Genomic DNA, 25,643 nt, shown 5'->3' with positions numbered 1-25,643 from the left:
GCCGGCGGTCAAGGGCGGGCGCCGCTCAGGAGGCGGCCGGGGCCCCCGCGTCGACCTGCGGGACGTCCTGCACACGGGCGAAGTCGGCGCTTATGTCGCCCGCCGCCTGGAGCAGCAGCGGCAGATGCTGCTCCAGCAGGCGTTCGACCGATGTCTCCGCCGCGTGGCAGTTGACGTTGATCCCGGCGATCACCCGGCCCGACCCGTCCCGCAGCGGCGCCGCCACCGACCGGATGCCCAGGGTGAGTTGCTCGTCGGTCAACGCCCAGCCGCGCGCCCGCACGTCCCGCAGCTCGGCGTCGCGCTCGGCCGGTCCCGGCCGCCAGCGGGCCACCAGCCCGGAGCGGGTCGGCTGGGCCAGCACCGCCTCCAACTCCGCCGGCGGCAGCGCCGCGAGCTGCACCTTCCCCAGCGATGTGGCCAGCGCGGGGAACCGCGTACCGATCTGCACGGCCAGCGACACGATCCTCGGCACCGCCACCCGCGCCACGTAGACGATGTCGGAGCCGTCCAGCTGGGCGATCGAGCAGGATTCACCGGTCCGCGCCACCAGGCGCTCCAGGTGCGGCCGGGCCACGTCCCACAGCCCCATGGACCGCACGTACGCGACGCCGAGTTCGAGGACCCGCGGCGTCAGCGAATAGCCGCGGTCCACCGCGCGCACATAACCGAGTTCCTCCAGGGTGAGCAGGATGCGCCGCGCGGTCGGGCGGGCCAGCGAGGTGGCCGCGGCCACCTCCGCGAGCGTCATCACCGGGCGGTTCGGCCGGAAGGCCGTGATGACCTCGAGCCCGCGCGCCAGCGCCTCGATGAAATCGGGACCGGTTCCCGCACGTGGCATGGCACGACCTCCTGGCGACGTGATGTGACCCGAGCGTAGCCGCTGCTGTCCGCGAGGCGGACGGCACCGGCCGCGGAAGCGGCCGGCCCGGACCGGGCCGTGCATTGACACCGGCGAGGGCCTGCGCGAGGGTGGCCGCAAGCAGCCTGTGTCCGTGGAGCGGACGACTGTACGCAATGACGCGTGAAGGAGTGTGAGGCGATGAGCCAGGCCACGAACGACACGGCGGGCCGCCCGGTCGTGCTGCGGGGAGGCACCGTCCTGACGGTCGACGCCACCCGGCGGGTCCTGCCCGGGCACGACGTCCTGGTCGTCGGTGACCGGATAGCCGCCGTCGGCCCGGACCTCGCCGTGCCGGACGGCACGGTCGAGATCGACGCGAGCGGCGGCATCGTCATGCCCGGCATGATCGACACCCACCGGCACCTGTGGCAGACCGCGATGCGCGGCTACGGCGCCGACTGGACGCTGACGCAGTACTTCGTCTGGTACTACCTGGAGTGGGGCAAGGTCTTCCGCCCCGAGGACATCCACGCGGGCAATCTGCTGGGCGCCTGGGAGGCGCTCGACGCCGGTGTCACCACCACCGTCGACTGGTCGCACGGGCTGCGGACGACCGAGCACGCCGACGCCGCCGTCGACGCCCTGGAGGAAGTGCCCGGCCGCTTCGTCCTGGCCTACGGCAACATCCAGGACCAGCCCGCCGCGTGGACCGGCACGCCGGAGTTCCGCGACTTCGTCTCCCGCCGTACGACCGGCCGCGACCTGCTCGGCTTCCAGATCGCCTTCGACGTCACCGGCGACCCCGCCTTCCCGGAGAAGCCCGCCTTCGAGGTGGCCCGCGAACTCGGCGTACCGGTGACGACGCACGCCGGGGTCTGGGGCGCCACCGGCGACGACGGCATCCGGCTCATGCACGAGCACGGCTTCATGACCCCCGAGACCGTCTATGTGCACGGCGCGTCGCTGTCGGCCGACTCCTACCACCGGATCGCCGCGACCGGCGGGTCGGTGTCGGTGTCGACGGAGAGCGAGCAGAGCGCGGGCCAGGGCTACCCGCCCAGCTGGGCGCTGCGCGCCTACGGCATCCCCGTCTCGCTGTCGATGGACACCTCGGTGTGGTGGAGCGGCGACCTGTTCTCCGCGATGCGCACCACACTGGGCGCCGACCGCTCCCGCGAGCACCTGGCGGCGCACGCCCGCGGCGAGACCGTCACCCACGCCGCGCTGCGCGCCGACCAGGTCGTGGAGTGGGCCACCCGCGGCGGTGCCCGGGCGCTGGGCCGCGAGGCGGACCTGGGGAGCGTGGAGGCCGGCAAGAAAGCCGACCTGGTGCTGATCAAGAACGACCAGTCCCCGGTGTCCTTCCCGCTGCTCAACCCGCACGGCCATGTCGCCCTGCAGGCCCAGCGAGGCGACGTCCACACCGTGCTGGTCGACGGCCGGATCGTGAAGCGGGACGGCCGCCTGCTCGATGTCGACCTCGCCGCCGTGCGCCGGAGCGTCGACAGCACGGTCTCCTACCTCCAGGACCAGCTCGGCCCGGAGGCATGGCAGCAGGGCATGAACCCGGACGTGCCGGAGACGAAGGTGCTGGACAACCCGTACACGTACACCGACTACCAGAGCGGCAGCACCCACGGCGGCTGACGCCCCGCGGGGCGCCCGCCGGGCGGCGGCCCCCGGGGCGCGGCGGGCGCGGCGGGCGTTCTCACCGGGCCAGGTCGAGAGCGGTCAGCGGGTCGGCGGAAGCGGAGTCGGCCAGCCGGCGGACGGCGGCGAGCGGGATGGGCAGCCAGCTCGGGCGGCTGCGGGCCTCGTAGACCGCCTCGTACACCGCCTTCTCCGCGACGAACGCCCGTAGCAGCGCCGGATGTTCGCGCGGGTCGGTGCCCCGGTCCGCGTAGCCCTCGCAGAAGGCGGCGCGGTTGCGGGCCGACCACTGGCGGGCCCGCTTGAGCAGCAGCGGGTCCGGCTCCGTCTCGTGGCCGGGCTCGGTGAACTGGTGGTGGGCCGCGTAGTCGAACGAACGCAGCATGCCCGCGATGTCCCGCAACGGCGAGCGTGCGGCGGCCCGTTCGGCCGGCGCGGCGGCCGGCTCGCCCTCGAAGTCGATGACCAGCCAGCCGCCGGGGCCGCGCAGCACCTGGCCCAGGTGCAGGTCGCCGTGCACACGCTGCACCGGGGCGCCCGGGCCCGCGGTCAGCACCCCGGCCAGCACGCTCCGCAACGCCTCCGCGTGCGGTCCCAGTTCGGGCACCACCTGCTGGGCGGCGGCGAGCTTGCGTTCCATCTCGGCGGCCAGCTCGGCGGCCTGGCCGGCCTCCAGCCTCCCCTGCCCGTACGCCAGCCCGAGGTCGGCGTGCACCTCGGCGATCATCCGGCCCAGCCGGAAGGACTCGGCGGAGAAGTCCCCGCCCAGCTGGCCGGGTTCGGCGCCGGCCGCCAGCAGGTCCCGGACGCTGGCCAAGGCCATCGCCCAGCCGTCGGAGGCGCTGGCGACGAACTCCTGGAGCAGCCCGTAGACGACCGCGCCGCCGTCCGCCCAGCTCCCGGTCGCGCCCTCGCCCTGGCTCTCGATGGAGCCGAGCAGCGCGGGGATGTGGTCGCTGCCCATCCTCTGCAGGGCGCGTTGCACCGCCAGGTCCTGGTTGACGCCCGGCTCGATCCGCCGGAAGACCTTCAGCAGATAGCGCTCGTCCAGCACCACCGAGGTATTGCTCTGCTCGACCTCCAGCGCGCGGGCCGGCAGCGGCAGGCGCGAGCGCGGCAGCCGGTCGGCGCCGACCGACGCCTCGGGCCGGAAGCTGATGCTGCCCAGCCGGGTGCCCCGCGCGATGCGGCGCACGATCAGCGAGGTCAACTCGTGGTCGGCCAGGGCGTCGTAGACGAACAACCCGTCCAGCACGGTCAGCACGGTCGGCCGCAGCGCGTCCGGGACCGCGTCGCGCAGCCCGATGGGCACCAGGTAGTGCTCCCGCGCGCCGCCGTCGGCGAAGTCGACACCGACGACCAGGAGCACCCCGCGCGGCGCGGCCGGCCCGGCGGGGTCCCCGAACTCGGTGTACTCCTCGATCCGGACGGCGGCCACCGGCCGGTCCTTGGCCGCGAACCAGCGCTGCCGGGGCAGCCAGTCGGCCAGCGCGGCGGACAGCCGGGCCCGCAGACGGGACGGGCCCGGCGGCCGGCTCACCGCTGCTCCTCGGGAGCCGCGATGGCGAACCAGTAGAAGCCGTGGCTGGGCAGTGTCACCCGGTACGGCTCCTCGCCGATCTCCGGGAAGGGCACCCCGCCGACGAGTTCGATCGGCACCGAGCCGCTGTGCGCCTGGAGCGCCAGCTCGACCGGTTGCGGGAACCGCGACAGGTTGTTCACACAGAGCACCAGGTCCTCCTTTCCGTCCGGGCCGATGTGGCGGCGGACGAAGGCGAATACCGAAGAGTTGGAGACGTTGAGTTCCAGGAATTCCCCCAGCCCGAAGGCCGGGTGCCGCCGGCGGGAGTGGATCATGGTGCGGGTCCAGCGCAGCAGCGAGTTGCCGCCCATCGTCTGGGCCTCGACGTTGTTGCCCTGGTAGCCGAAGACGGGGTCCATGACCGGCGGCAGATAGACCCGGCCCGGGTCGGCTGAGGAGAACCCGGCGTTGCGGTCCGGGCTCCACTGCATGGGGGTGCGCACCGCGTCCCGGTCGCCGAGCCAGATGTTGTCGCCCATGCCGATCTCGTCGCCGTAGTAGAGGATCGGCGAGCCGGGCAGCGACAGCAGCAGCGCGGTGAACAGCTCCAGCTGGTTGCGGTCGTTGTCCAGCAGCGGGGCGAGCCGGCGGCGGATGCCGATGTTGGCCTTCATCCGCGGGTCCTTGGCGTACTCGGTGTACATGTAGTCGCGCTCGTCGTCGGTGACCATCTCCAGCGTCAGTTCGTCGTGGTTGCGCAGGAAGATCGCCCACTGCCCGCCCGACGGGATCTTGGGGGTGCGGGCCAGGATCTCGGAGATCGGCAGCCGGGACTCGCGGCGCACCGCCATGAAGATGCGCGGCATGAGCGGGAAGTGGAAGGCCATGTGGCACTCGTCGCCGCCGCTGTCGCCGTCACCGTCGCCGAAGTACTCCACCGCCTGCTCGGGCCACTGGTTGGCCTCGGCCAGCAGTACCCGGCCCGGGTACTCCTCGTCGATCAGGGCGCGGATCTCCCGCAGGAACTGGTGGGTCTCGGCGAGGTTCTCGCAGTCGGTCCCCTCGCGGGCGTACAGATAGGGGACCGCGTCCAGCCGGAAGCCGTCGATGCCGAGGTCCAGCCAGTGGCGCAGGACGTCGAGCATCGCCGCGCGCACCCGGGGGTTGTCGTAGTTCAGGTCGGGCTGGTGGGAGAAGAACCGGTGCCAGTAGTACTGCTTGCGCAGCGGGTCGTAGGCCCAGTTGGACGTCTCGGTGTCCACGAAGATGACGCGGGCGCCCGGATAGCCCTGGTCGTCGTCCCGCCATACGTAGAAGTCGCCGTAGGGGCCCTGCGGGTCGCTGCGGGACGCCTGGAACCACGGGTGCTGGTCGCTGGTGTGGTTCATCACCATGTCGGTGACGATGCGGATGCCGCGGGCGTGCGCGGCGTCCAGCAGTTCGACGAAGTCCTCGGTCGTGCCGAACTCCGGCAGGATCGCGCGGTAGTCGCTGACGTCGTAACCACCGTCGCGCAACGGGGAGTTGAAGATCGGTGGCAGCCAGATGCAGTCCACGCCGAGCCATTCCAGGTAGTCCAGCTTGGCGATGACGCCCTGGAGGTCGCCGCTGCCGTCCCCGTCGCGGTCGTAGAACGAGCGGACCATCGCCTCGTAGAAGACCGCCCGTTTGAACCACTCCTCGTTGCGCCCGTCCCGCTGCTGCTCGACCACCGGGTCGGCGGGGCGGGCGCTCCCGGCGCGTGGGTCCCGCGCCACGCTCATCGCGCGTTCCAGGTGAGGAAGCGGGCGACGGCCCGGTCCGGGTCGAGGGTGACGGCCATCCGCTCGGCGAGCGCCACGCCCTCCCCGGTGAACACGTCCCGGGCCGCGCGCGGCCGGCCGCCGGGGACCGCCCCGAGGTGCGCGGTGCCGGTGACCGGCGCCGACGGGTCGAGCGAGATGAGGCACAGCACGGTGTCACCGCTTTCGGGGTCCGTCTTGCTGTAGACGAGCAGCCGGTCGTCGTCGACCGGATGGAAGGTGATCTCGCGCAACTGCTGGAGGGCGGGATGGTCGCGGCGCATCCGGTTGAGCCGGGTGATCCACGGCTCCAGCGACCGTCCGGCGGCCAGCGCGCCCGCGAAGTCCCTGGGCCGCAGCTCGTACTTCTCCGAGTCCAGGTACTCCTCGCTGCCGGGCGCGGCCGGCTGGTGCTCGAACAGCTCGAAGCCGGCGTACATGCCCCAGGTGGGGGAGAGGGTCGCCGCCAGCGCCGACCGGACGGCGAACATGCCGGGCCCGCCGCGCTGGAGCACCTCGTGCAGGATGTCGGGGGTGTTGACGAACAGGTTGGGGCGCAGGACATGCGCCTCGGCGGCCAGCTCCAGCGCGTAGTCGGTCAGCTCCCGCTTCCCGGTGCGCCAGGTGAAGTAGGTGTAGGACTGGGTGAACCCCGCCTTGGCCAGGCCCTTGAGCACGACCGGCCGGGTGAACGCCTCGGCGAGGAACAGCACGTCGGGACAGGTCCGCCGCACGTCCCACAGCAGCCGGTGCCAGAAGTCGGCAGGCTTGGTGTGGGGGTTGTCCACCCGGAAGACGCGCACCCCGTGGTCCGCCCAGAACAGCACGGTCCGCAGCACCTCGGCGTAGAGCCCGTCCGGGTCGTTGTCGAAGTTCAGCGGATAGATGTCCTCGTACCGCTTGGGCGGATTCTCCGCGTAGGCGACGCTGCCGTCCGGCCGGGTGGTGAACCACTCCGGATGCCTTGCCACCCACGGGTGGTCGGGGGCGCACTGCAGCGCGAGGTCCAGGGCGACTTCCAGGTCCAGCCGGCCCGCCGCGGCGACGAAGTCGTCGAAGTCGTCGAGGGTGCCCAGCCGCGGGTGGACCGCGTCGTGCCCGCCGGAGCGGGAGCCGACCGCCCACGGCGAGCCGACGTCGTCCGGCCCGGCCCGCAGCGCGTTGTTGCGCCCCTTGCGGCCGACCTCGCCGATCGGGTGCACCGGTGGCAGATAGACGATGTCGAACCCCATGGCGGCGATCCGCGGCAGTTCCGCGGCCGCGGTGGCCAGGGTGCCGTGCACCGGCCGGCCCCGTTCGTCCCGGCCGCCGGTGGAGCGGGGGAAGAACTCGTACCAGGAGCCGAACAGCGCCCGTCTGCGGTCCACCCACAGCCGGTGGGTCTCGCCGCGGGTGACCAGCCGCCGCGGCGGCCGGGCCGCCGCGATCCGCGCCACCGTGTCACCGAGGGCCGGCGCGGCCCGCTCGGCGGGCTTGCGCCCGTCGTCGCGCAGCGCGGTCACGGCCGCCGCCAGGGCGGCGCGGGGGCCGGTGCCGGCCCCGGCGGCCATCCGTTCCAGCAGCCGGGCCCCGCTCTCCAGGTCGTTGGCCAGTTCGGCCGCCGACTGCCCGTCGTCCAGCTTCGCCCGGACCGCGGTGGTCCAGGTCGTCCACGGGTCGTCCCAGGCGTCGACCCGGAAGGTCCACATGCCGATCCGGTCGGGGACCGCCACCGCGCGTCTGAGGTCGGGGTCGCCGGGGACGGGGTCCATCGGCAGCTGGCCGGCCTCCGTCCCGTCGGGGCGGGTCCAGACCACGGTGGCGCCGACGGCGTCGTGCCCCTCGCGCCAGACCGCCGCCTGGATCGGCACCTGCTCGCCGACCGCCGCCTTGGCGGCGTGCCGGCCGTGGTCCACCACGGGTAAGACGGCTTCGATCGTTATTCTCCCGCTCAATGAACATTCCTCGATTCGAGTATTGTTCCCGGACGATTCGCAGGATGGCACCGGAAGTCGGAAACGGCAAAGTACCCGCTACCAAACAGTCGACTGGCGGAAGTAACACGGTGCCGCCTTCCGCGGCGGCGGCCGACCGGCTCGGCGGGGACCGGCGATGGTTCCGGGCGGGCCCATTAGGTTAAGTCGAGGGACTTGTCACGGCTTGAGCGACCTCCCTTGTCACCCCGTGCGGCGATGGGTTGACTGATCGTCACATGCCGGGCCGACCGGCCGAAGCATGTCACGACAATCGCGGAGGATTAATGTCCCGTCGCATATTGGTCGTACTCTCCGAATACGGGTATTGGGGCGAGGAACTCGTCGGCCCCGTCGAAGTATTCGAGGCCCGCGGATATCGGCTCACTTATATGACGCCCACCGGGAAGCGGCCGCAGGCGCTGCCGCCGAGCCTGGACCCGGAGTACGTGGACCCGCCGCTCGGCCGCGCGGTCACCACCCGGGACATGGCCCGGCGCGCCGCCGAGATCGACCGCTCCAGCCGGCTCGACGACCCGCTGAGCCTGGCCGACCTCGTCCCGGAGCGTCCCTACTACAGCTCGATCAACCACCTGCGGGAACTGGAGACCTACCACCGCCTGCTGGCCGGCGCGACCACCGATCTGGTGTCCGGCTTCGACGCGCTGGTGATCGTCGGCGGCAGCGGGCCGATCGTGGACCTCGCCAACAACGAGCGCCTGCACGCGGTGGTGCTCGCCTTCGTCGCGGCGGACAAGCCGATCCTGGCCGAATGCTACGGCGTGGCCGTACTGGCCTTCGCCCGGGACATCGACGACCGGGAGAGCATCCTGCGGGGCAAGCATGTAACCGGTCACCCCAAGGAGTACGACTACAAGGACGGCACCGGCTTCATCGGCGTGGATTTCAACATGGGCCCGCCGCCGTACCCGCTGGAGTACATCCTCCGGGACGCGACCGCGCCGGGCGGCGCCTTTCACGGGAACGTCGGCCGGGAGACCTCGGTAATCGTCGACCACCCGTTCGTCACAGCGCGTTCGACGCCGGACTCGATTCCGTCGGCGGAACTCACGGTGGAGGTTCTGGAAAACGGCCTGCGCCGGCACGGCTGGTAATGGAATCGGGTCCCCCTAGGAGAGACCATGCGAGCTAGGCCGGGAAAGGCCGCCATATTCGAGCAGTTCGCTGCCGACGGCATCCCCTACATGTTCGGAAATCCTGGAACGGTCGAACAGGGCATTTTGGACGAAGGAGCCCGATCGGACCTTTCCTACGTACTGGCCCTGCACGAGACGGTCGCGGTGGGAATGGCCGACGGGTACGCCCGGGCCACCCAGCGCCCCGCCCTGGTGCAGCTGCACAGCGGGGTGGGCCTCGGCAACGGCATCGGGATGCTGTACCAGGCGAAGCGCGGCGGATCCCCGCTGGTGGTGGTGGTCGGCGAAGCCGGCGTCCGCTACGACGCCATGGACGGGCAGATGGCCGCGGACCTGGTCGGTATGGCCCGGCCGGTGACCAAGTACGCCACCCGGGTGCTCGACCCGATGTCGGTGCTGCGCACCCTGCGGCGGGCGGTGAAGATCGCCATGACCCCGCCGCGCGGCCCGGTGGTGGTGGTACTGCCCGCCGACGTACTCGACCAGGTCACCACCGAACCGGCGGTGCCCACCGCGGTGCCGTCCACCCGCACCACCCCGGCCGCCTCCGACCTGCTGGCCGCCGCCCGCACCCTGCTCGACGGGCGGCGCCGGCTGATCCTGATGGGCGACGGCGTGGCCACCAGCGGCGCCCAGTCGGAGCTGACCCGGGTGGCGGAACTGCTCAACGCGCCGGTGTGGGGGGTGAACTCCTCCGAGACCAACTTCGACACCACGCACCCGCTCTACGGCGGGCAGCTGGGCCATATGTTCGGCGCCGACAGCGCCCGGGTGGTGGCGGACGCCGACAGCGTGCTCATCGTCGGCACCTATGTGTTCCCGGAGGTGTTCCCCGCACTGGCCAGCCCGTTCCACGAGCGGGCCCGGATCGTGCACATCGACCTGGACCCGTTCGAGATCGGCAAGAACTTCACCGCCGACCTCGGGCTGGCCGCCGACCCGAAGTTCACCCTGGCGGCGCTGGGCGACGAGCTGACCCGGCTGGCCGGGTCGGCCGGGCCGGCCGGGGCTGGCACCCACCCGCGGGGCGCCGAACCGCCCGTGCGCCGCCCCGCGCCCACGGCTCCGGCGGGCACCGTGCTCGACCGGTTCGTGCAGCGGCTGGCCGAACGGGCCCCGTCCGACCTGGTGGTCTTCGACGAGGCGCTGACCGCGTCCGGACCGCTGGGCGTCCACCTGCCGCCGCGCCGGCCGGGGGACTTCTTCCAGACCCGGGGCGGCTCGCTGGGGGTGGGGATCCCCGGGGCGATGGGCGCCAAGCTGGCCCGCCCGGACCTGCCGGTGGTCGGCTTCACCGGCGACGGGGCCGCCATGTACACCTTCCAGGCGCTGTGGACCGCGGCGCGCTACGGCATCGGCGCCAAGTTCGTGGTCTGCAACAACCGGCGCTACCGGCTGCTCGACGCCAACATCGAGCGCTACTGGCAGGACCTCGGGGTGGCCTCGCACGAGCACCCGGCGGAGTTCGACCTGTCCCACCCCGACATCCGGTTCGGCGAACTGGCCGGCGCGCTCGGGGTGGAGGGCCGCCGGGTGGCGGCGGTGCGCGAGGTGGACGACGCGGTCGACGCCCTCCTCGCCCACGAGGGCCCCTACCTGGTCGATCTGGTCATCGACTGAACCGGCCGCGGGCCCGCGCGCCGGGTCCGCGGGTCCCGGCCGCCGGCGGCGACGCCTCCGGCGGCCGGGACCCGGCCGGACCGGCCTTCCGAGACACGAGAGGAAATGACATGGCCTCAACAAGCACCCTGCCGCCGGGCCGACTCTCCGGCCGGCGCATCGGAGTGCTCATGGAGAGCGACTACGTCGAACCGGAGATCTCCTACTACCAGCGCCGTTTCGCCGAGGAGGGCGCCGAGGTGCGGCTGCTCACCCGGCTGTGGGGGCAGCCGTCGCTGACCTTCACCGGGCACGAGCACCGCGCGCCGCTCACCGTGGACGGCGACCTGGAGGCGCTGGACTACGCCGCGCTGACCCGGTTGTCCGCGCTGATCGTGCCCTCCGGCATGGTCGCCGACCGCCTGCGCTACAGCGACGACGTGAACCGCGACGCGCCGGCGGTCGAACTGATGCGCCGCGCCTTCCGCCTGCCGAAGCTGCTCAAGGCGTTCTCCTGCCACGGCCTGCTGCTCATGTCGTCCGCGGCCGAACTCGTCCGGGACCGCGAGCTGACCTGCCACAACAACCTCGTGGCCGACGTGCGCAACATGGGAGCCCAGTACGTCGACCAGGACGTGGTGGTCGACGGCGACCTGGTGACCGGTCGCACGGTCGACCACTGCCACCTGCTCGCCCGCACCCTCGTCGAACTGCTGGCGGACGCCCGCCCGCCCGCGGCACCCACCGCCGTACTGGCCGCCCCGGCCGAAAGCGGGCGGTGACGTTGGGCGCCGGGATCGACTTCACCTTCTCCGACACGGTCGGCGGCTACGTACTGCACCAGGGGGCCGACGTGTTCACGCTGCGCACCTTCGGCGGCGACGACGTCACCGTCCACCTGACCGGCACCACCTCCGCGCAGCACCTGCGCAACCTCGGCGAGCCGTACACCGACCGCACCGGGCGGATCCGGGAATCACTGCGCCCCGGAGTCGTGGTCTTCAGCCACGGCCCGGTCTACCCCCGGCCCGAGGGCCCGTACTTCCAGGCCGACCGGCTGGTCTTCGCCGGCGACGCCGGCGACCTGCGGGACGCCGAGACCTCCGGCTGGTGGACCCGCCAGCTGCGCCAGCTCGCCCGCTTCTACCGCCGGGCCCAGTTCGGCTCCGGACCGGTCGACTTCGCCGGCTACCGCACCGAGATCAGGGCGGCCGGGGAGAAGACCGAGCGCCATGTCCAGGAGACCGACACCATCTCCCGCCTGGTGTACGGCATGGCCAGCACCTATCTGCTCACCGGTGACGAGGACGCGCTGGAGGTGGCCGAACGCGGCTCGGCGTACCTGCACGACCACCTGCGCTCGGCCGACCCGGACGAGGACACCGTCTACTGGTACCACGGCCTGGACGTCGCGCCCGGCATGGAACGCAAGCTGTTCTCCTCGGAGTTCGGCGACGACTACCGGGCCATCCCGGCCTACGAGCAGATCTACGCGCTGGCCGGGCTCACCCAGACCTACCGGGTGTCCGGCGATCCGGTCCTGCTGCGCGACATCGAGGGCACCGTCCGGCTCTTCGACCGCCACTTCGCCGACCCCCGGCTGGGCGGCTACTTCTCCCATGTCGACCCGGTCACCCTCAGCCCGCACCACGACTCGCTGGGCCCCAACCGCTCGCGCAAGAACTGGAACTCGGTCGGCGACCACGCTCCCGCCTACCTGTTCAACCTCTATCTGGCCACCGGCGAGGACCGCTATCTGCGGATGCTGGAGCACACCTTCGACATGATCTGCGCCCATATGCCGGACCGAGAGCCCGGCGGCAGCCCCTTCGTCTTCGAGCGCTTCCACGCCGACTGGACACCGGACCGCGAATGGGGCTGGCAGCGCGACCGGGCGGTGGTGGGGCACAACCTGAAGATCGCCTGGAATCTGACCCGGATGTCCGCGGCGCTGCCCAAGCCCGAGTACACCGCGCTCGCCGACCGCATCGCGCGCACCATGCCGGACATCGGCCGCGACCCGCGGCGCGGCGGCTGGTACGACGTCGTCGAACGGATGCCGGACGGCTACGGACACCCCTTCGCCTGGCACGACCGCAAGACCTGGTGGCAGCAGGAGCAAGCCATCCTCGCCTACCTGATCCTGGCCGGCCGGACCGGGGACGAGGCCCATCTGCGGCACGCCCGGGAGGCGTTCGCCTTCTACAACGCCTTCTTCCTCGACCACGACGACGGCGCCGTCTTCTTCACGGTCCTCGCCCAGGGCGCGCCCTTCATCCTCGGCAACGAACGACTCAAGGGCAGCCACTCGATGAGCATGTACCACAGCGCCGAGCTGTGCTATCTCGGCGAGGTCTACACACGGCTGCTGGTGCACCGCGAGCCGCTGGACCTCTGGTTCCGGCCGCGCCCCGACGCCGACTTCCCGCGGGGCCTGCTGCGGGTGGCCCCCGACATGCTGCCCTTCGGCCGCGTCGCGGTGGACCGGGTGCTGATCGACGGCGCCCCCTGGACCGACTTCGACGCGCGGGCGATGACGGTCCGCCTGCCCCGTACCGACGAGCGGGTGACCGTCCAGGTCCGGCTGCGCGCGGCCGCCGAGAACGGCCGATGAGCGCCGCCGGCCCGGCCCCCTGGTCCTGCCCGCCGCGGACACGGCCCGGCGACCCCACCCGGCTGGGCGCCACCGCGCTGCCGGACGGGGTGAACTTCGCGGTCGGCGCGCCCGCCGCCCAAGGGATGCGGCTGGTGCTGCTCGACCCGTCGGACGGCGCGACCCTGGCCGAACTGGACTTCCCCGAGGAGTACCGGGTGGGCGACGTCTTCGCCATGACCGTCCTGGACCTCGACCCCTCGTCCGTTCACTACGGCTACCGCCCGACCGGTCCTGCCGCCCGCGCCGACGCCCCGCTCCTGCTCGATCCCTACGCGACCGGGCTGGCCGGCGGGGAGCACTGGGGACGGCGGCCGCGCGCCTACCGCTGTCTGATCGCCGGCCGCGGTGACAGTACGCACGCCCCAGCGCGGCCCCGCGTTCCCGACGGCGAGCTGGTCATCTACGAACTCCATGTCCGGGGCTTCACCCGCCACTCCTCCTCCGGGGTGGTCCACCCGGGCAGCTACGCGGGCGTGGCCGAGAAGATCCCGTACCTGCTGGAGCTCGGCGTCAACTGCGTCGAGCTGCTGCCGGTCTTCGAGTTCGACGAGACCGACAACACCTTCACCCACCCCGCCACCGGCGAACCGCTGCCCAACTTCTGGGGCTACAACCCGGTGGGCTTCCTCGCCCCCAAGGCCGGTTACGCGGCCCGCCCCGAGCCCGGTGCGGCGGCGGCCGAACTGCGCGACCTGGTACGGCGGATGCACGAGGCCGGCATCGAGGTGATCCTCGATGTGGTCTTCAACCACACCGCCGAGGGCGACCACCGCGGCCCGACCCTGTCGCTGCGCGGACTCGACCCGGGGGCGTACTACCTGCTCACCCCGGACGGCGGCTACCTCAATCTCACCGCGACCGGCAACACCGTCAACGCCAACCACCCGGTCACCCGGCGACTGGTCCTGGACAGTCTGCGGCACTGGGCCGGGGAGTACCGGGTCGACGGCTTCCGGTTCGACATGGCGTCGATCCTCACCCGCGACGGCGCCGGCCGGCCGGCCGACGACCCGCCGCTGCTGGAAGCCATCGCCCGCGATCCCGCGCTGGCCCACTGCCGGCTGATCGCCGAGGCCACCGACGCCACCGGCCTCGACCAGGTCGGCTCCTTCCCGCACTACGGCCGCTGGCAGGAATGGAACGGCCGCTACCGCGACGGTGTCCGGCGTTTCCTGGCCGCGAAGACCGCGAGCGCCGGCGAGCTGGCCACCCGGCTCGCCGGGTCCGCCGACCTCTACGGCGGACGCGGCACCTCCGCCTCGGTGAACTACGTGACCTGCCACGACGGCTTCACACTCGCCGACCTGGTGTCCTACGGCCGCCGCCACAACGAGGACAACGGCCAGGGCGGCACCGACGGCATCCCGGACGAGGACGGCTTCAGCTGCGGCGCGGAGGGACCCAGCGCGCTGCCCGAGGTGAACCGGCTGCGGCGCCGCCAGACCCGCAACGCGCTGCTGCTGCCGGCCGTCAGCCACGGAATCCCCTTCTTCCTGGCCGGCGACGAGTTCGGCCGCACCCAGCGGGGCAACAACAACGCCTACAGCCAGGACAACGAGATCAGCTGGGTCGACTGGACACTGCGCGACCGGAACGCCGACCTCGTGGAGTTCCTGCGCCGCTGCCTGGCCTTCCGCCGGGCGCACCCGGTGCTGCGCCGCCCGGACCATCCCGACGGCCGGACCCCGGACGGCTGGGCGTACCCGCCGGTGAGCTGGCACGGCGACCTTCCGGACCGGCCCGACTGGTCCGCGCGGTCGCGGCTGGTGGTCGGACTCTTCCACCAGCAGCCGCCGGCCGGCCCGGCCGACACCGTCCTGGTGGCCGCCAACAGCGCCGACCGGCCGCGCCGCGTCCGCGTTCCGGCCGCGCCGCCCGGGACGCGCTGGCACCTGTTCGCGGACACCTCCGCGACCATCGGCGACCCAGTCGGCGCCTACCGGCCCGGCGCGGAGCCGGCGTCCGTCGACGACACCGCACCCCTGCCGCTGGCGGACCACAGCGTGGTCGTGCTGGTGGCGCACACCGAGGAGCCGGAAGAGCTCGAAGAGAGGCAACGATGACATTCGAGGCATATCTGGGCCGGTCCGGCGGGACCGCCGTCGTCCGGCTGGCCGGTGACCTGACCGACGCCCATGTGCCCGCCGTCCGCGACCTGGTCGACGAGGCGGTCCGCCACCCGCTGGACCGGCTGCAGATCGAGATGGCCGGGCTGAGGTCCATCGCCCCCGGCGGCGTGCGCTGCCTCGCCTACGCCCAGCAGACGCTGCCGCCCGCCGTCCCGTTCGTCATCGCGGACGCCGGCGAACCGGTCCGGCGGGCTCTGGCGTTCGCCGGCTTCGACAGCACGGTGACGATGATCACCCGCCGACTGGGCGGCTCCGGGCCGGCCGGCACCGAGCCCACGGTGCCGGCCGCCTGACGCGCGTCCTGGCGGTCCTCCCCACCTCGGGCGGCGACCGTGCCGGGCCTTCCACCCGGCAGCGGCACCGCCGCCGTCCCGAGTCCGACTACTACCGCATTCCTGGAGCCACATGCGTTCGCCCTCTTTACTCCTGCCCGTCGGTCACGACGAGCTCTCCGCCTTCGCAGCCGAGGTGTTCAGCGCCGTGCCGCGGGCGGACCAGCGGCGCTGGGCCGAGGTCTATCTGCGGGGACTGCTGCTCCTGGAGGGGCGCAAGTCCGTACGGAAGATCGCGGAATCCACCCTTTCCCTACCGGTCAGCCAATCACTCCAGCAGTTCATCAATCAGAGCCCATGGGAATGGGCGACGGTCCGTGAATGCCTCAGTCATTACGTCGGTGAGCGCACCGGTCCGCGGGCCTGGGTGGTCAATCGCGCCGTCATGCCGAAACGGGGCGAGCGCTCCGTCGGCGTCCAGCAGCGCTTCGTCCCCGAATTGGGCCGCACCATCAACTGCCAGGTCGGGATCGGTATCTTCCTCGCCGACGAGAAAGGCGCGATTCCGGTGAACTGGCGCATCCTGCTCTCCGGAAAATGGGAGAGCGACGAGGACGCCCGCGCGAAGGCGTACGTACCCGACTCGGTGACCGCCCGTCCGGAGGCCGTCGAGATCGCCGAACTGGCCGCCGAACTGGCGCTGGACTGGTCGCTGCCGGTCCGGCCGGTCGTCGCCGACGCCGCCCACTGCGACGCCGCCGCACTCGCCCGCGGACTCGACGAACTCGGCCTCGACTTCGTGCTCGGAGTCGACGGCCGGACCGTCCAGCAGTGGCTCGGTCCCGGCGAACCGGCCGCACCCGGCCCGTCCTCCGCCTGGACCACGCTGCCGGCTCCGGACGGCCGCCGGGCGGGTGTGCCGGTCCAGGTGATCCGCGGCGGCCCGGGACGCGACCACCGCGCCCCGCAGTTCTGGATCACCAGCCTGCTGCACCACCGGGTCGACGCCGTGCTGCAACTGGCCGCGCTGGAGGCCCGGAGCCGGGCCTCGGTCCAGGCCATGGAGAGCGATTTCGGACTGCGCGATTTCGAAGGCCGTTCCTTCCGCGGCTGGCACCACCATATGACCATGGTTTCGTCCGCTTTCGCTTTCAGCCGGCTCTCCAAAGGTCCGCTCTCCAGAGACGGTTCGCCTTCGTCCCTGTCCCATCGATGGATTTCTTGACCCTGTGGAACTCCTTTGACTAGCGTGTCGGTATGAGAATTTTGATCATCGGTGCCACCGGGACGATCGGCAGTGCGGTCGGCAAAATGCTCGAACAGGAGCACGAGGTAATCCGCGCCTCCCGCAACAGCGCCCTCGCCATCGATCTGGAGGACACCGATTCCATCGCCCGGGCCTTAACCTCCTTGCCGGCGGTGGACGCCGTCGTCAGCTGCGCCGCGAGTGTTCCGATGGCCCGCTTCCTGGACGGAACCGACGAGGACTTCACCGGCTCCTTGCGGGCCAAGCTGTTCGGCCAACTGAGCCTGGTGCGGCACGCGGCCCGGCGGCTGACCGACGGCGGGTCGATCACGCTCACGGCCGGCGCCCACCCCATCCACGGAGCGGCGGCCGGCTCGCTGGCCAACGCCGGGCTGGAGGAGTTCGTCCGGGCGGCCGCCGCCGAGATGCCGCGCCGTATCCGGCTCAACGCGGTCAGTCCCGGCTGGGTCCGCGAGACACAGGTGCGATTCGGAGTCGCCGACCCCGACGGGGTCGGCGCCGACGACGTCGCGCAGGAGTACCGCGAGGCGGTGGAGGGCTCGGTCAACGGCATGACCCTCGTGCCCCGCCATCGCTGAGCGCCACGGGGCGTCACCGGGCACCACCCGGTGACGCGCCACGACCGGCCCCGGCGCGCGGCGCGCCGCTGGGGCCGGTCACCCCCGGAAGTCCGGTGCCGACAGCAGGGCGATGTGCTCGTCGTCCAGCACCACCTCGGCGGCGGCCATGTTCTCCTCCAGGTGCGCCACCGACGACGTGCCGGGGATCGGCAGCACATTCGGTGAGCGGTGCAGCAGCCAGGCCAGTGCCACCTGCGCCGGTGTCGCGCCCACCGCGTCGGCCACCTTCCGCAGCGCGCCGCCGGCCCTGCTGAGGGCGCCCACGGCGATCGGGAAGTAGGACAGGAAGGCGATGCCCTGCCGCTCGCAGTACGCGACCACCTCGTCGTGCCGCCGGGCGGCCAGGTTGTACTCGTTCTGCACCGCGGCGATCGGGACGATCGCCGACGCCTGCTCGATCTGCCGGACCGTCACCTCCGACAGCCCGATGTGGCGCACCTTCCCCTCGTCCCGCAGCCGCTTGAGCGCGCCGATCTGGTCCGCCAGCGGCACCTTCGGGTCGATCCGGTGCAGCTGGAGCAGCGGCAGGCAGTCCAGCCGAAGCCGCCGCAGGCTCAGCTCGGCCTGCTGGCGCAGATAGTCGGGATGGCCGAACAGCACCCACTCGTCCGGAGACGGCCGCACCGTACCGATCTTGGTGGCGATCAGCAGGTCGTCACCGTACGGGTGCAGCGCCTCGGCCACCATCTCCTCACCGCCGCCCAGGGCGTAGGCGTCCGCGGTGTCGACGAGCTGGACACCCAGCTCGACGGCCCGGCGCAGCACCGCCAGCGCCCGCCGCCGGTCGGACGGCGGCGACCAGACCGGCGCGGGGTGCACCGAGGCGAAGTCGTCGGCCAGCCGCATGGTGCCGAAGCCGAGCCGGCGCACCGGCAGGCCCCCGCCGAGGCTGAAGGCCGGGGTGGGGGCGGACCGGGCTGAGGTCATGGATGTTCCCTTTCGCTGGAGGCGGGGGTGGCCGGCGGCGCGGACCGCGGGGGAGCGCGGTGCGCGGCCTCAAGTCCGTGGCTGGGCGGACCCCGGGACCCCCGCCGGTCTTACGGCTGCCGAGCCCAGGAGGGCTTGGCGGGTGGCGCGGCCGAGGGCTTGGTCTCCAACCGGCCGGAGCTGATGTCGTCCAGCAGCTTCAGCGCGCTCTCCGAGGGGGAGCCCGGCTGCGCGGTGTACACGACGACGCGCTGGCCGCCGTCGTCGGGGAGCTGGAGCATCTCGTCGGTCAGCGTCAGCGTCCCCACCAGCGGATGCCGGTAGTCCCGCGTGCTGAAAGCGCAGTTGCGCACCGGGTGCGAGGACCACAGTCCCAGGAACTCCCGGCTCTGCATGGTCAGTTCACCGACCAGCGCGGTGAGCTGCGGGTCGTCGGGGAACTGGCCGGCCGAGCGGCGCAGATAGGCCACCGCGTCGCGGCTCTTGCGCTTCCAGTCCACGTACAGCTCCCGGGTGTGCGGGTCGAGGAAGACCAGCCGGGCCAGATTCGGCCGGTCGGCGGCGCGCTCGGGGGCGTGGAAGTCCAGATGGCCGGCCAGCAGCGCGTGCGCCAGCCGGTTCCAGGCCAGTACGTCGGAACTCCGGCCGACGACGATGGCCGGCACGTCGCCCATCCGCTCGACCAGCAGGTGGATGCCCGGTCTGAGCTGCTCCGGGCGTGCCCGCCGCCGGTTCCTGGGCGGCTGCCGCGCCAGGCTGTGCAGGTGCAGCAGCTCCTCCTCGTCCAGCCGCAGCACCTGGGCGATGGCGTCCAGTACGGCGTCCGAGGCGTTGAGGCTCTGCCCCTGCTCCAGGCGGATGTAGTAGGCGACGCTGATCCCGGCGAGCTGCGCGAGTTCCTCCCGCCGCAGGCCCGGCACCCGCCGGCGCCCGCCGTAGTGCACGAGTCCGGCCTCCTCGGGGGTGATGCGGGCCCGCCGAGAACGCAGGAACTGTCCGAGTTCGAGCGACTGACTCATGACGCCCAGTATGCCCAGCCGGGCACCGGCCGAGCCTGCCCCTGGTAGTGGTAGGAAGACTCAGCGTATGCATTCCGGGTGGCTTACTGCGGACCGCGCGGGAGGACAGGGTGGAGGGGAAGCTCACTTCCCCTCCCCGAAAGGCATTCCGGTGGTCACTGACACCTCCCTCCAACAGTCCCCGGTGGACACGGGGCTCGGCGTACGGGGATGGCTCACCCTGATCGTCCTGTGTGCCGCCCAGTTCATGGTCTCGCTCGACTTCTCCGTCGTCACCGTCGCGCTGCCGGAGATCGGCCGGGACCTGAACTTCCGCACCACCGGCGACCTCCAGTGGGTGATGACCGCCTGCGTACTGCCCACCGCCGGGCTGCTGCTGCTGTTCAGCCGGGTCGCCGACCTGGTCGGCCGGCGGCGGATGTTCATGACCGGCGTGCTGTTCGTGACCGTGTTCTCACTGGTCGCCGGGCTCGCCGTCGCGCCGTGGATGCTGGTGGCCGCCCGGGCCGGCCAGGGTGTCGCGGCCGCGATGATCGGCCCGACGGCGCTGGCCCTGCTCACCACCGCCTTCCCGGAGGGCCCGCGGCGCACCCGGGCGCTCGGCGTCAGCGGCGCCGTGCTCTCCCTCGGCTTCGTGGTCGGCACGATCTGCGGCGGCGTCATCACCAGCGGCCTGAACTGGCGCTGGACGATGCTCATCATGGTGATCATCGGCGGTGTCGTGCTGGTCGGCGCGAGCAGCCTGCTGCCGCACAACGACGTCCGCGTCGCGGCCCGGCTCGACATCTCCGGCGCCGTGCTGGCCACCGCCGGCCTGCTCAGTCTGGTCTACGGCGTGTCCACCGGCGCCGACGCCGGCTGGACCAGCGCGTCCACCCTCGGCTCGCTGATCGGCGCCGTGGTGCTGATCGGCGCCCTGCTGGTGGTGGAGAACCGCCAGGAGGCACCGCTCATCCCGATGCGCATCCTCAACCGGCGCACCGTCAAGTGGGGCGGCCTGACCGGATTCGTCACCTTCGGCATGTGCGGCGGCACCACCGTGCTGCTCAGCCTCTACATGCAGGACGTGCTCGGCTGGTCCCCCCTGGTCACCGGGCTCGGTTTCCTGTCCGAGGGCATCGCCGCCATGATCGCCGGCAGCGCGGCCTCCCGGCTCATCCAGGCCATGGGCGGCAATGAACGCGTGCTGCCCGTCGGCCTGCTGGTGCAGGCGGCCGGAACCGGCGCCATGGTGCTGCTGCCCACCCACGACAGTGTCGCGCTGCTCCTGGTCACCTCCGGCGCGATGGGCCTGGGCCACGTGCTGTCGGTGGTCTCCTTCATCGGCATCATGGCCTCCGGACTCGGCGACGAGGAGCAGGGCGTGGTCGGCGGCCTCGCGCAGACCGCCCAGTTCCTGGGCAGCTCGGTCGGCGTCGCCCTGCTGGCCGCCGTCGTCACCGCCCGGACGGACGCGCTGCGGCCCGGCCGCCGCGCCCTGGACTCGACCCTCGGCGGTCTGCACGCCGGGATGCTCGTCAGCGCGCTGATCATCGTGGCCGGATTCTGCGTCGCCTCCCTGTTCCTGCGCCGCCCGGCTCCAGGACCGTCCGCCGCGGCGGGGGTGGGCGCCTGAGATGACCGACGCGGAGGCAGGAACGCCGGCCGACCGGCGAGCACGTGACATGGAGACCCTGCGCACGTACTTCCGGCTCCTGGCGCGGCGCGACATCGACCGCTGGATCACCTTGTGGTCCGCGGCGTGCACCCAGCACATGCCGTACGCGGCCGGCGGCCTGCCCGACCGCGTCGAGGGCCGGGACGAGGTCCACACCCTCTACAAGCGGCTGGCGGCCGGCTACCGGTCCCTGGCCTACCCGGACACCGAGCTGTACCCGCTGCGGGAGCCCGGCCGGATACTGGCGCGCTGGTTCCCGCACGGCGAGACGACCGACGGCCGCACCTACGTCAACGAGAACCTGGGCATCTTCGCCTTCGACCCGGACGGCCGAATACGGCACTTCACCGAGTACTACAACCCCGTCGGCCTGACGGGCACCGCGGACCACACCCCGCCGGTGCCCGCGGGCCGCCCGCTGCTGGCCGGCGTCGGCGCCGTGGGCGAGGGATCGCGCGCCCGCGCCGACGAGCGCCGCGCGGCCGACGAGCGCACCCTGTGGGACTACTTCCGGTTGCTGCGGGACAAGGACCTCGACTCCTGGAAGGAGTTGCTCGCGCCGGACTGCTCGCTGGCCGTGCCCTACGCCTCGGGCGCCGTGCCGAGCGCCCTGCACGGCCGGGACGAGATCCACCGGCTGTGGCGCGCCATCGCCAACGGCTACCGCCGGATGCGCTACGAGCGTCTTGAGATCCTCCCGCTCAGCGACCCGGCCGGCTTCCTGGCCCGCTGGTCCCCCGTCGGCGAACTGGTCGGCGGCGGCCATTACCGCAACGAGTCCGTCGGCGTATTCGAGTTCGGCCGCGACGGCCGGATCCAGCATTTCACCGAGTACTTCAATCCGGCCGGACTGGCCGAAAGTTTCGCCCTGCACGGTTAGCCCGGCACCCCTCGCGAGATCCGGTTCAAGCGCTCGCGCCCCGGACCGGATTCGCTTTCCCAGGAAAGCGCCCGCGACTTCGTCTGGTCGCCATTGCGCGCCGGCCGGGGATGGCCCAAGAATGCGAATGCCCGCCCGAACGCCCGCCCTGCGAAAAGCGACAAGGGCGTCGGGTGTCCCAGGCCGGGGCGACCTGTGCCGTTCAGCCCGCGCATCGCCCCATGGCCTGCCCGAACGCGCCCGTTCTCTTCCCGCCGCGCCAGGAGTGTGCCCATGCCCAGTTCCCCGCCCAGTTCCGCGCCCGCTTCGGAGCCCGGCTCCGCGCCCCGCCCCCCGGACCCGGGGGTGCTCCCGAGCACCACGGACGTCCTCATCGTCGGAGCCGGCCCCACCGGCCTCGCCCTGGCCTGCGCGCTGCGCAGCCAGGGCATCGACCACGTCGTCGTCGACCGCGCGGCGAGCACCGCCGTCCACTCGCGGGCCGCCGCCGTCCACGCCAGGACCCTGGAATCCCTGGCCACCGTCGGCGCCGCCGACCCGCTGGTGGCCGTCGGCCGCCCGGGCCGCTCCTTCACCGCCCGCGACGGCGAGCGCAAGCTGCTCTCCACCCCCTTCGACGAGTTGGACACCCCTTACCCGTTCGTGCTGGCCGTTCCCCAGCAGACCACCGAACAGGTGCTGGAGCGGCGGCTCGGCGAACTCGGCGGCCGGGTCCACCGCCGCCACACCCTCGTCGACCTCACCGAGCTGTGGCCGGGGGTCAACGCCCTGCTCAGCGACGACGAGTCCGGTGAGGTCCGGTCCATCCAGGCCCGCTACGTGGTCGGCTGCGACGGGCTGCACAGCGTGGTCCGCCAGCGGGCCGGCATCGACTTCGTCGGCCACGACCGGCCGCACAACTTCGCCCTGATCGAGTTCACCATGGACTGGGCCGGCCCCGAGGGCGAGATCTCCTTCTTCTTCTCCCCGGCCGGCCTGCTCGCCGTCTCCCACCTGCAGGGCGACATCTACCGCCTGGTGGCGCTCGTCGACGACGACACCCCCACCCCCGATCTCGCCACCGTGCAGGAGATCATGGACAGCCGCGGGCCCAGCGCGGCCGGCGCCCGGGTCGGTGAACTCGTCATGGCCTCCACCTGGCGGGTGCGCCACCGGCTGGCCGACGCCTTCGCCAAGGGGCCGGTGTTCCTGGTCGGCGACGCCGCCCATGTGCACAGCCCGGTCGGCGCCCAGGGCATGAACACCGGTATCCAGGACGCCTTCAACCTCGCCTGGAAGCTGGCCGCGGTCCTCGACGGCACCGCCCACCCCGATCTGCTGAACACCTACGAGGCCGAACGCCGCCCGGCAGCCGAGGGCGTGCTGGCCTTCACCTCGCAGCTGCACGACATCTCCACCATGAGCGACCCGGCCTCGGTGCACCTGCGCAACGAGGTGCTGGCCGCCGCCGGCGCGCTGCCCGAGGTCTCGGCGTGGCTCGCCCAGCGCCTGGCCCAGCTGGCCGGCAGCTACGCCGGGCCGGCCGCCGGCCCCAAGCCCCGGGTCGGCGACCGCATGCCGCCCCGCCCCGGCATGGCCGACGGGCTGGGCTGGTCCCTGGTGCTGCCCGCCGGAGCGGACGGTCTGGCGGTCAAGCGCGCCGCCGAGGCCGGCCCGACCCCGCTCGCGGTGGCCTACGACGACTCCCTGCCGCACGCGGTCGTCGTACGGCCCGACGGGCACATCGCGCTGACCGCGCCCGCCGCCGAGGCCGCCGCCCTGCCGGGCCGGCTGGCGGACTGGCTGAACCGGCCCCGCCCCCGACCCGCCGCCTGACCAGGCCCGTAAGCGATGAGGAGACCCCGATGACGACCACGCCCTTCGCCCGGCCCCCCGGTTCCGCCACCCTGATGCACGTCGCGATCCTCTGCCCGGACGTGGACGCGTCCCTGCGCTTCTACCGGGAGGGCCTCGGCTTCTCCCGTACCTACGAGTGGACGAAGACCTCCACCGCCACCGGAGAGCAGGTCTGGTGCGGCCGCGGCGTCTACGTCGAACTCGAAGGCCAGACCTACATCGAACTGTTCGACGGAGGTACCGCCGGCACCGACTCCTCCGCCGGGCCGCTCCAGCACCTCGCGCTCATCGTCCCGAGCGTCGACGAGGCCTACACCCGCTGCCTGGCCGCCGGTGGCAGCGCCTTCCCGCTGGAGACCTGGGACGGCGGTCCGACCACCGTCACCATCAACGGCGACCCCGAGATGCTGGTCCGCGTCGCCTTCGTCCGCGGCCCGGCCGGCGAACTCATCGAGCTCTACGAGCAGTACAGCCCGGTCGTCGCCGGCTGACGGCCCGCGGGGGCGGTGCCGCCGCGGCGCCCCCCGCGGCGGCGCCGCCCCGCCTTCTACCACCCATCCATCACCCTGTGGAGAGAACGCATGCGCTACAAAGTGCTGGGCAAGACCGGTGTCCGGATCTCCGAACTGGCCCTGGGCACGGTGACCTTCGGCGAGGAGTGGGGCTGGGGAGCCCCCCGGGAGACCAGCGCCAGGATCCTGGAGGCCTACGCCGACGCGGGCGGCAACGTCATCGACACCGCCGACCACTACACCGACGGCGCCTCCGAGAGCATCCTCGGCGAGCTGCTGCAGGGCCGCCGGGACCGCTTCGTGCTGTCCACCAAGTACACCCTCCAGACCCACCTGGACGACATCAACTCGGCCGGCAACCACCGCAAGAACCTGGTCACCTCCATCGAGGAGAGCCTGCGCCGGCTGCGGACCGACTACATCGACCTGCTGTGGGTGCACGCCCACGACACCCTGACCCCGGTCGCCGAGGTGATGCGCGCCCTCGACGACCAGGTGCGGGCCGGCAAGATCCGGTACGTCGGCGTGTCCAACTGGCCCGCCTGGGAGGTCGCGCAGGCCAACACGATGGCCGAACTGCGCGACTGGTCGCCCTTCGTGGGTCTGGAGATCCGCTACAACCTGCTGGAGCGCGCCCCCGAGCGCGAACTGCTGCCGATGGCCCGGGGCCTGGACCTGCCGGTCTTCGCCTGGGGCGCCCTCGCCGAGGGGCGGCTGACCGGCAAGTACCTCACCGGCGGCACCGGCCGGCTGACGGTGCAGCCGCGCGAGCACAGCTCGGCCGGCAGTGACGACCTGGTCCGCGAGGTCGTCACCATCGCCCGGGAGGGGGACTGGTCGCCGGCCCAGGTGGCGCTCGGCTGGCTGCTCGGCCGCCCCGGCACCGTCGTCCCCATCATCGGGGCCACCCGTGCGGACCAGATGGCCGACAATCTCGGCTGCGTCGACGTGGCGCTCTCCGCGGACCAGCTGGAGAGGCTGGACAAGGCCAGCCGGATCGAACTGGGCTACCCGCACGACCTGATCCGCGACCCGATCACCGTCCACGACATGTACGGCGAGCAGTGGCAGGACATCGTCGACTCGCGTACCACCGTCCGGCGCGGGGTGGCCGACGAACTGCACCACCCGCTGCCCCGCACCGTCTGACAGCTCAGCACGGCTCAGCACGGCTCAGGACGGCTCAGCACGGCACGGCACCAGAGCAGGGCACCGCAGCACCGCACCCGCGAGGGCGGACCACGGCTCGGGCCGCGGTCCGCCCCGCATCCTGCCCGGGAACGGGCGCATTTCGTGTACTCGCTCAACTGACCACTATTCGCGGGGAGTTCCTTCTCCGCCGCCCCGCGGTCGTTATTGAATC

20 protein-coding genes are annotated in these 25,643 nt (G+C 72.3%); 14 read left to right on the top strand and 6 right to left on the bottom strand.

From position 1 onward, the window contains the following. Positions 1 to 25: 25 nt before the first annotated feature. Complete coding sequence (locus ACFO3J_RS00300; RefSeq protein ID WP_386424534.1) at positions 26 to 841, bottom strand: IclR family transcriptional regulator domain-containing protein; 816 nt, start codon at positions 839 to 841, stop codon at positions 26 to 28. 201 nt (positions 842 to 1,042) lie between these two features. Between ACFO3J_RS00300 and ACFO3J_RS00295 the strand changes: the two genes are divergently transcribed. Next, positions 1,043 to 2,491: an amidohydrolase family protein gene (locus tag ACFO3J_RS00295; protein ID WP_386424531.1), complete on the top strand. Its 1,449-nt coding sequence runs from the start codon at positions 1,043 to 1,045 to the stop codon at positions 2,489 to 2,491. Positions 2,492 to 2,552: 61 nt separating this feature from the next. Here ACFO3J_RS00295 and ACFO3J_RS00290 read toward each other — a convergent pair whose 3' ends face one another. Genes ACFO3J_RS00290 through ACFO3J_RS00280 form a run of 3 tightly spaced genes read right to left on the bottom strand, consistent with a single transcriptional unit; the run spans position 2,553 to position 7,731 of the window. Beyond that, the gene (locus ACFO3J_RS00290; RefSeq protein WP_386424528.1) at positions 2,553 to 4,034 is read right to left on the bottom strand and encodes a maltokinase N-terminal cap-like domain-containing protein; all 1,482 of its coding nucleotides are present in this window, start codon (positions 4,032 to 4,034) and stop codon (positions 2,553 to 2,555) included. Next, on the bottom strand, positions 4,031 to 5,779 hold the full coding sequence (treS, locus tag ACFO3J_RS00285; RefSeq protein ID WP_386424525.1) for a maltose alpha-D-glucosyltransferase: 1,749 nt from the start codon (positions 5,777 to 5,779) through the stop codon (positions 4,031 to 4,033). Before treS ends, ACFO3J_RS00290 begins: the two co-directional genes overlap by 4 nt. Then, positions 5,776 to 7,731: an alpha-1,4-glucan--maltose-1-phosphate maltosyltransferase gene (locus tag ACFO3J_RS00280; protein WP_386424523.1), complete on the bottom strand. Its 1,956-nt coding sequence runs from the start codon at positions 7,729 to 7,731 to the stop codon at positions 5,776 to 5,778. The genes treS and ACFO3J_RS00280 overlap by 4 nt, the downstream gene beginning before the upstream one ends. 305 nt (positions 7,732 to 8,036) lie before the next feature. Between ACFO3J_RS00280 and ACFO3J_RS00275 the strand changes: the two genes are divergently transcribed. From ACFO3J_RS00275 to ACFO3J_RS00240, 8 genes are all read left to right on the top strand, one after another. After that, a complete protein-coding gene (locus ACFO3J_RS00275) occupies positions 8,037 to 8,864 on the top strand; it encodes a type 1 glutamine amidotransferase domain-containing protein (protein ID WP_386424520.1) in 828 nt (275 codons plus the stop codon). A 27-nt stretch (positions 8,865 to 8,891) separates the two neighbouring features. After that, the gene (locus ACFO3J_RS00270) at positions 8,892 to 10,526 is read left to right on the top strand and encodes a thiamine pyrophosphate-binding protein (RefSeq protein WP_386424517.1); all 1,635 of its coding nucleotides are present in this window, start codon (positions 8,892 to 8,894) and stop codon (positions 10,524 to 10,526) included. Between the two features lie 110 nt (positions 10,527 to 10,636). Beyond that, positions 10,637 to 11,287, top strand: coding sequence for a DJ-1/PfpI family protein (locus ACFO3J_RS00265; protein ID WP_386424514.1), 651 nt, complete (start codon positions 10,637 to 10,639; stop codon positions 11,285 to 11,287). Then, positions 11,284 to 13,119: an AGE family epimerase/isomerase gene (locus tag ACFO3J_RS00260; protein ID WP_386424512.1), complete on the top strand. Its 1,836-nt coding sequence runs from the start codon at positions 11,284 to 11,286 to the stop codon at positions 13,117 to 13,119. Before ACFO3J_RS00265 ends, ACFO3J_RS00260 begins: the two co-directional genes overlap by 4 nt. Beyond that, entirely contained in the window at positions 13,116 to 15,224 is a 2,109-nt protein-coding gene (locus ACFO3J_RS00255; protein ID WP_386424510.1) for a glycogen debranching protein, read from the top strand. The genes ACFO3J_RS00260 and ACFO3J_RS00255 overlap by 4 nt, the downstream gene beginning before the upstream one ends. Then, complete coding sequence (locus ACFO3J_RS00250) at positions 15,221 to 15,583, top strand: STAS domain-containing protein (protein WP_386424508.1); 363 nt, start codon at positions 15,221 to 15,223, stop codon at positions 15,581 to 15,583. Before ACFO3J_RS00255 ends, ACFO3J_RS00250 begins: the two co-directional genes overlap by 4 nt. Before the next feature lie 112 nt (positions 15,584 to 15,695). Continuing rightward, the gene (locus tag ACFO3J_RS00245; protein ID WP_386424506.1) at positions 15,696 to 16,787 is read left to right on the top strand and encodes an IS701 family transposase; all 1,092 of its coding nucleotides are present in this window, start codon (positions 15,696 to 15,698) and stop codon (positions 16,785 to 16,787) included. Positions 16,788 to 16,819: 32 nt separating this feature from the next. Then, positions 16,820 to 17,407, top strand: coding sequence for a short chain dehydrogenase (locus ACFO3J_RS00240; RefSeq protein ID WP_386424504.1), 588 nt, complete (start codon positions 16,820 to 16,822; stop codon positions 17,405 to 17,407). Positions 17,408 to 17,485: 78 nt separating this feature from the next. Here the strand turns inward: ACFO3J_RS00240 and ACFO3J_RS00235 are convergent, their stop codons facing one another. Next, on the bottom strand, positions 17,486 to 18,376 hold the full coding sequence (locus ACFO3J_RS00235; RefSeq protein ID WP_386424501.1) for an aldo/keto reductase: 891 nt from the start codon (positions 18,374 to 18,376) through the stop codon (positions 17,486 to 17,488). A 110-nt stretch (positions 18,377 to 18,486) separates the two neighbouring features. Next, entirely contained in the window at positions 18,487 to 19,395 is a 909-nt protein-coding gene (locus ACFO3J_RS00230; protein ID WP_386424498.1) for a helix-turn-helix domain-containing protein, read from the bottom strand. A gap of 151 nt (positions 19,396 to 19,546) precedes the next feature. Here ACFO3J_RS00230 and ACFO3J_RS00225 point away from each other — a divergent pair, with 151 nt between their 5' ends. The 5 genes from ACFO3J_RS00225 to ACFO3J_RS00205 all read left to right on the top strand — a co-directional run bounded on the left by ACFO3J_RS00225 (position 19,547) and on the right by ACFO3J_RS00205 (position 25,429). Next, positions 19,547 to 21,010: an MFS transporter gene (locus ACFO3J_RS00225; RefSeq protein ID WP_386424495.1), complete on the top strand. Its 1,464-nt coding sequence runs from the start codon at positions 19,547 to 19,549 to the stop codon at positions 21,008 to 21,010. Position 21,011: 1 nt separating this feature from the next. Next, positions 21,012 to 21,932, top strand: coding sequence for a nuclear transport factor 2 family protein (locus ACFO3J_RS00220; protein ID WP_386424492.1), 921 nt, complete (start codon positions 21,012 to 21,014; stop codon positions 21,930 to 21,932). Between the two features lie 273 nt (positions 21,933 to 22,205). Next, the gene (locus ACFO3J_RS00215; RefSeq protein WP_386424489.1) at positions 22,206 to 23,747 is read left to right on the top strand and encodes an FAD-dependent monooxygenase; all 1,542 of its coding nucleotides are present in this window, start codon (positions 22,206 to 22,208) and stop codon (positions 23,745 to 23,747) included. A 29-nt stretch (positions 23,748 to 23,776) separates the two neighbouring features. Further along, positions 23,777 to 24,259 carry a VOC family protein gene (locus ACFO3J_RS00210; RefSeq protein ID WP_386424486.1) on the top strand — a complete coding sequence of 161 codons (483 nt, stop codon included), beginning with the start codon at positions 23,777 to 23,779 and terminating at the stop codon, positions 24,257 to 24,259. Between the two features lie 90 nt (positions 24,260 to 24,349). After that, complete coding sequence (locus tag ACFO3J_RS00205) at positions 24,350 to 25,429, top strand: aldo/keto reductase (RefSeq protein WP_386424484.1); 1,080 nt, start codon at positions 24,350 to 24,352, stop codon at positions 25,427 to 25,429. The last annotated feature ends 214 nt before the right edge of the window (positions 25,430 to 25,643 follow it).

The sequence above is a fragment of the Streptomyces polygonati genome, assembly GCF_042650325.1.
Taxonomy (GTDB): Bacteria; Actinomycetota; Actinomycetes; order Streptomycetales; family Streptomycetaceae; genus Actinacidiphila; species Actinacidiphila polygonati.
The sequence above is the reverse complement of the archived record's forward strand: the minus strand, read 5'-3'. Positions and strand labels throughout refer to the sequence as shown.

What these genes read in the sequence shown, in the direction of transcription:
- ACFO3J_RS00300 (WP_386424534.1), bottom strand. Translation starts at nt 841, where the DNA reads ATGCCACGTGCGGGAACCGGTCCCGATTTCATCGAGGCGCTGGCGCGC.
- ACFO3J_RS00295 (WP_386424531.1), top strand. Translation starts at nt 1,043, where the DNA reads ATGAGCCAGGCCACGAACGACACGGCGGGCCGCCCGGTCGTGCTGCGG.
- treS (WP_386424525.1), bottom strand. Translation starts at nt 5,779, where the DNA reads ATGAGCGTGGCGCGGGACCCACGCGCCGGGAGCGCCCGCCCCGCCGAC.
- ACFO3J_RS00275 (WP_386424520.1), top strand. Translation starts at nt 8,037, where the DNA reads ATGTCCCGTCGCATATTGGTCGTACTCTCCGAATACGGGTATTGGGGC.
- ACFO3J_RS00270 (WP_386424517.1), top strand. Translation starts at nt 8,892, where the DNA reads ATGCGAGCTAGGCCGGGAAAGGCCGCCATATTCGAGCAGTTCGCTGCC.
- ACFO3J_RS00265 (WP_386424514.1), top strand. Translation starts at nt 10,637, where the DNA reads ATGGCCTCAACAAGCACCCTGCCGCCGGGCCGACTCTCCGGCCGGCGC.
- ACFO3J_RS00255 (WP_386424510.1), top strand. Translation starts at nt 13,116, where the DNA reads ATGAGCGCCGCCGGCCCGGCCCCCTGGTCCTGCCCGCCGCGGACACGG.
- ACFO3J_RS00250 (WP_386424508.1), top strand. Translation starts at nt 15,221, where the DNA reads ATGACATTCGAGGCATATCTGGGCCGGTCCGGCGGGACCGCCGTCGTC.
- ACFO3J_RS00245 (WP_386424506.1), top strand. Translation starts at nt 15,696, where the DNA reads ATGCGTTCGCCCTCTTTACTCCTGCCCGTCGGTCACGACGAGCTCTCC.
- ACFO3J_RS00240 (WP_386424504.1), top strand. Translation starts at nt 16,820, where the DNA reads ATGAGAATTTTGATCATCGGTGCCACCGGGACGATCGGCAGTGCGGTC.
- ACFO3J_RS00235 (WP_386424501.1), bottom strand. Translation starts at nt 18,376, where the DNA reads ATGACCTCAGCCCGGTCCGCCCCCACCCCGGCCTTCAGCCTCGGCGGG.
- ACFO3J_RS00230 (WP_386424498.1), bottom strand. Translation starts at nt 19,395, where the DNA reads ATGAGTCAGTCGCTCGAACTCGGACAGTTCCTGCGTTCTCGGCGGGCC.
- ACFO3J_RS00220 (WP_386424492.1), top strand. Translation starts at nt 21,012, where the DNA reads ATGACCGACGCGGAGGCAGGAACGCCGGCCGACCGGCGAGCACGTGAC.
- ACFO3J_RS00215 (WP_386424489.1), top strand. Translation starts at nt 22,206, where the DNA reads ATGCCCAGTTCCCCGCCCAGTTCCGCGCCCGCTTCGGAGCCCGGCTCC.
- ACFO3J_RS00210 (WP_386424486.1), top strand. Translation starts at nt 23,777, where the DNA reads ATGACGACCACGCCCTTCGCCCGGCCCCCCGGTTCCGCCACCCTGATG.
- ACFO3J_RS00205 (WP_386424484.1), top strand. Translation starts at nt 24,350, where the DNA reads ATGCGCTACAAAGTGCTGGGCAAGACCGGTGTCCGGATCTCCGAACTG.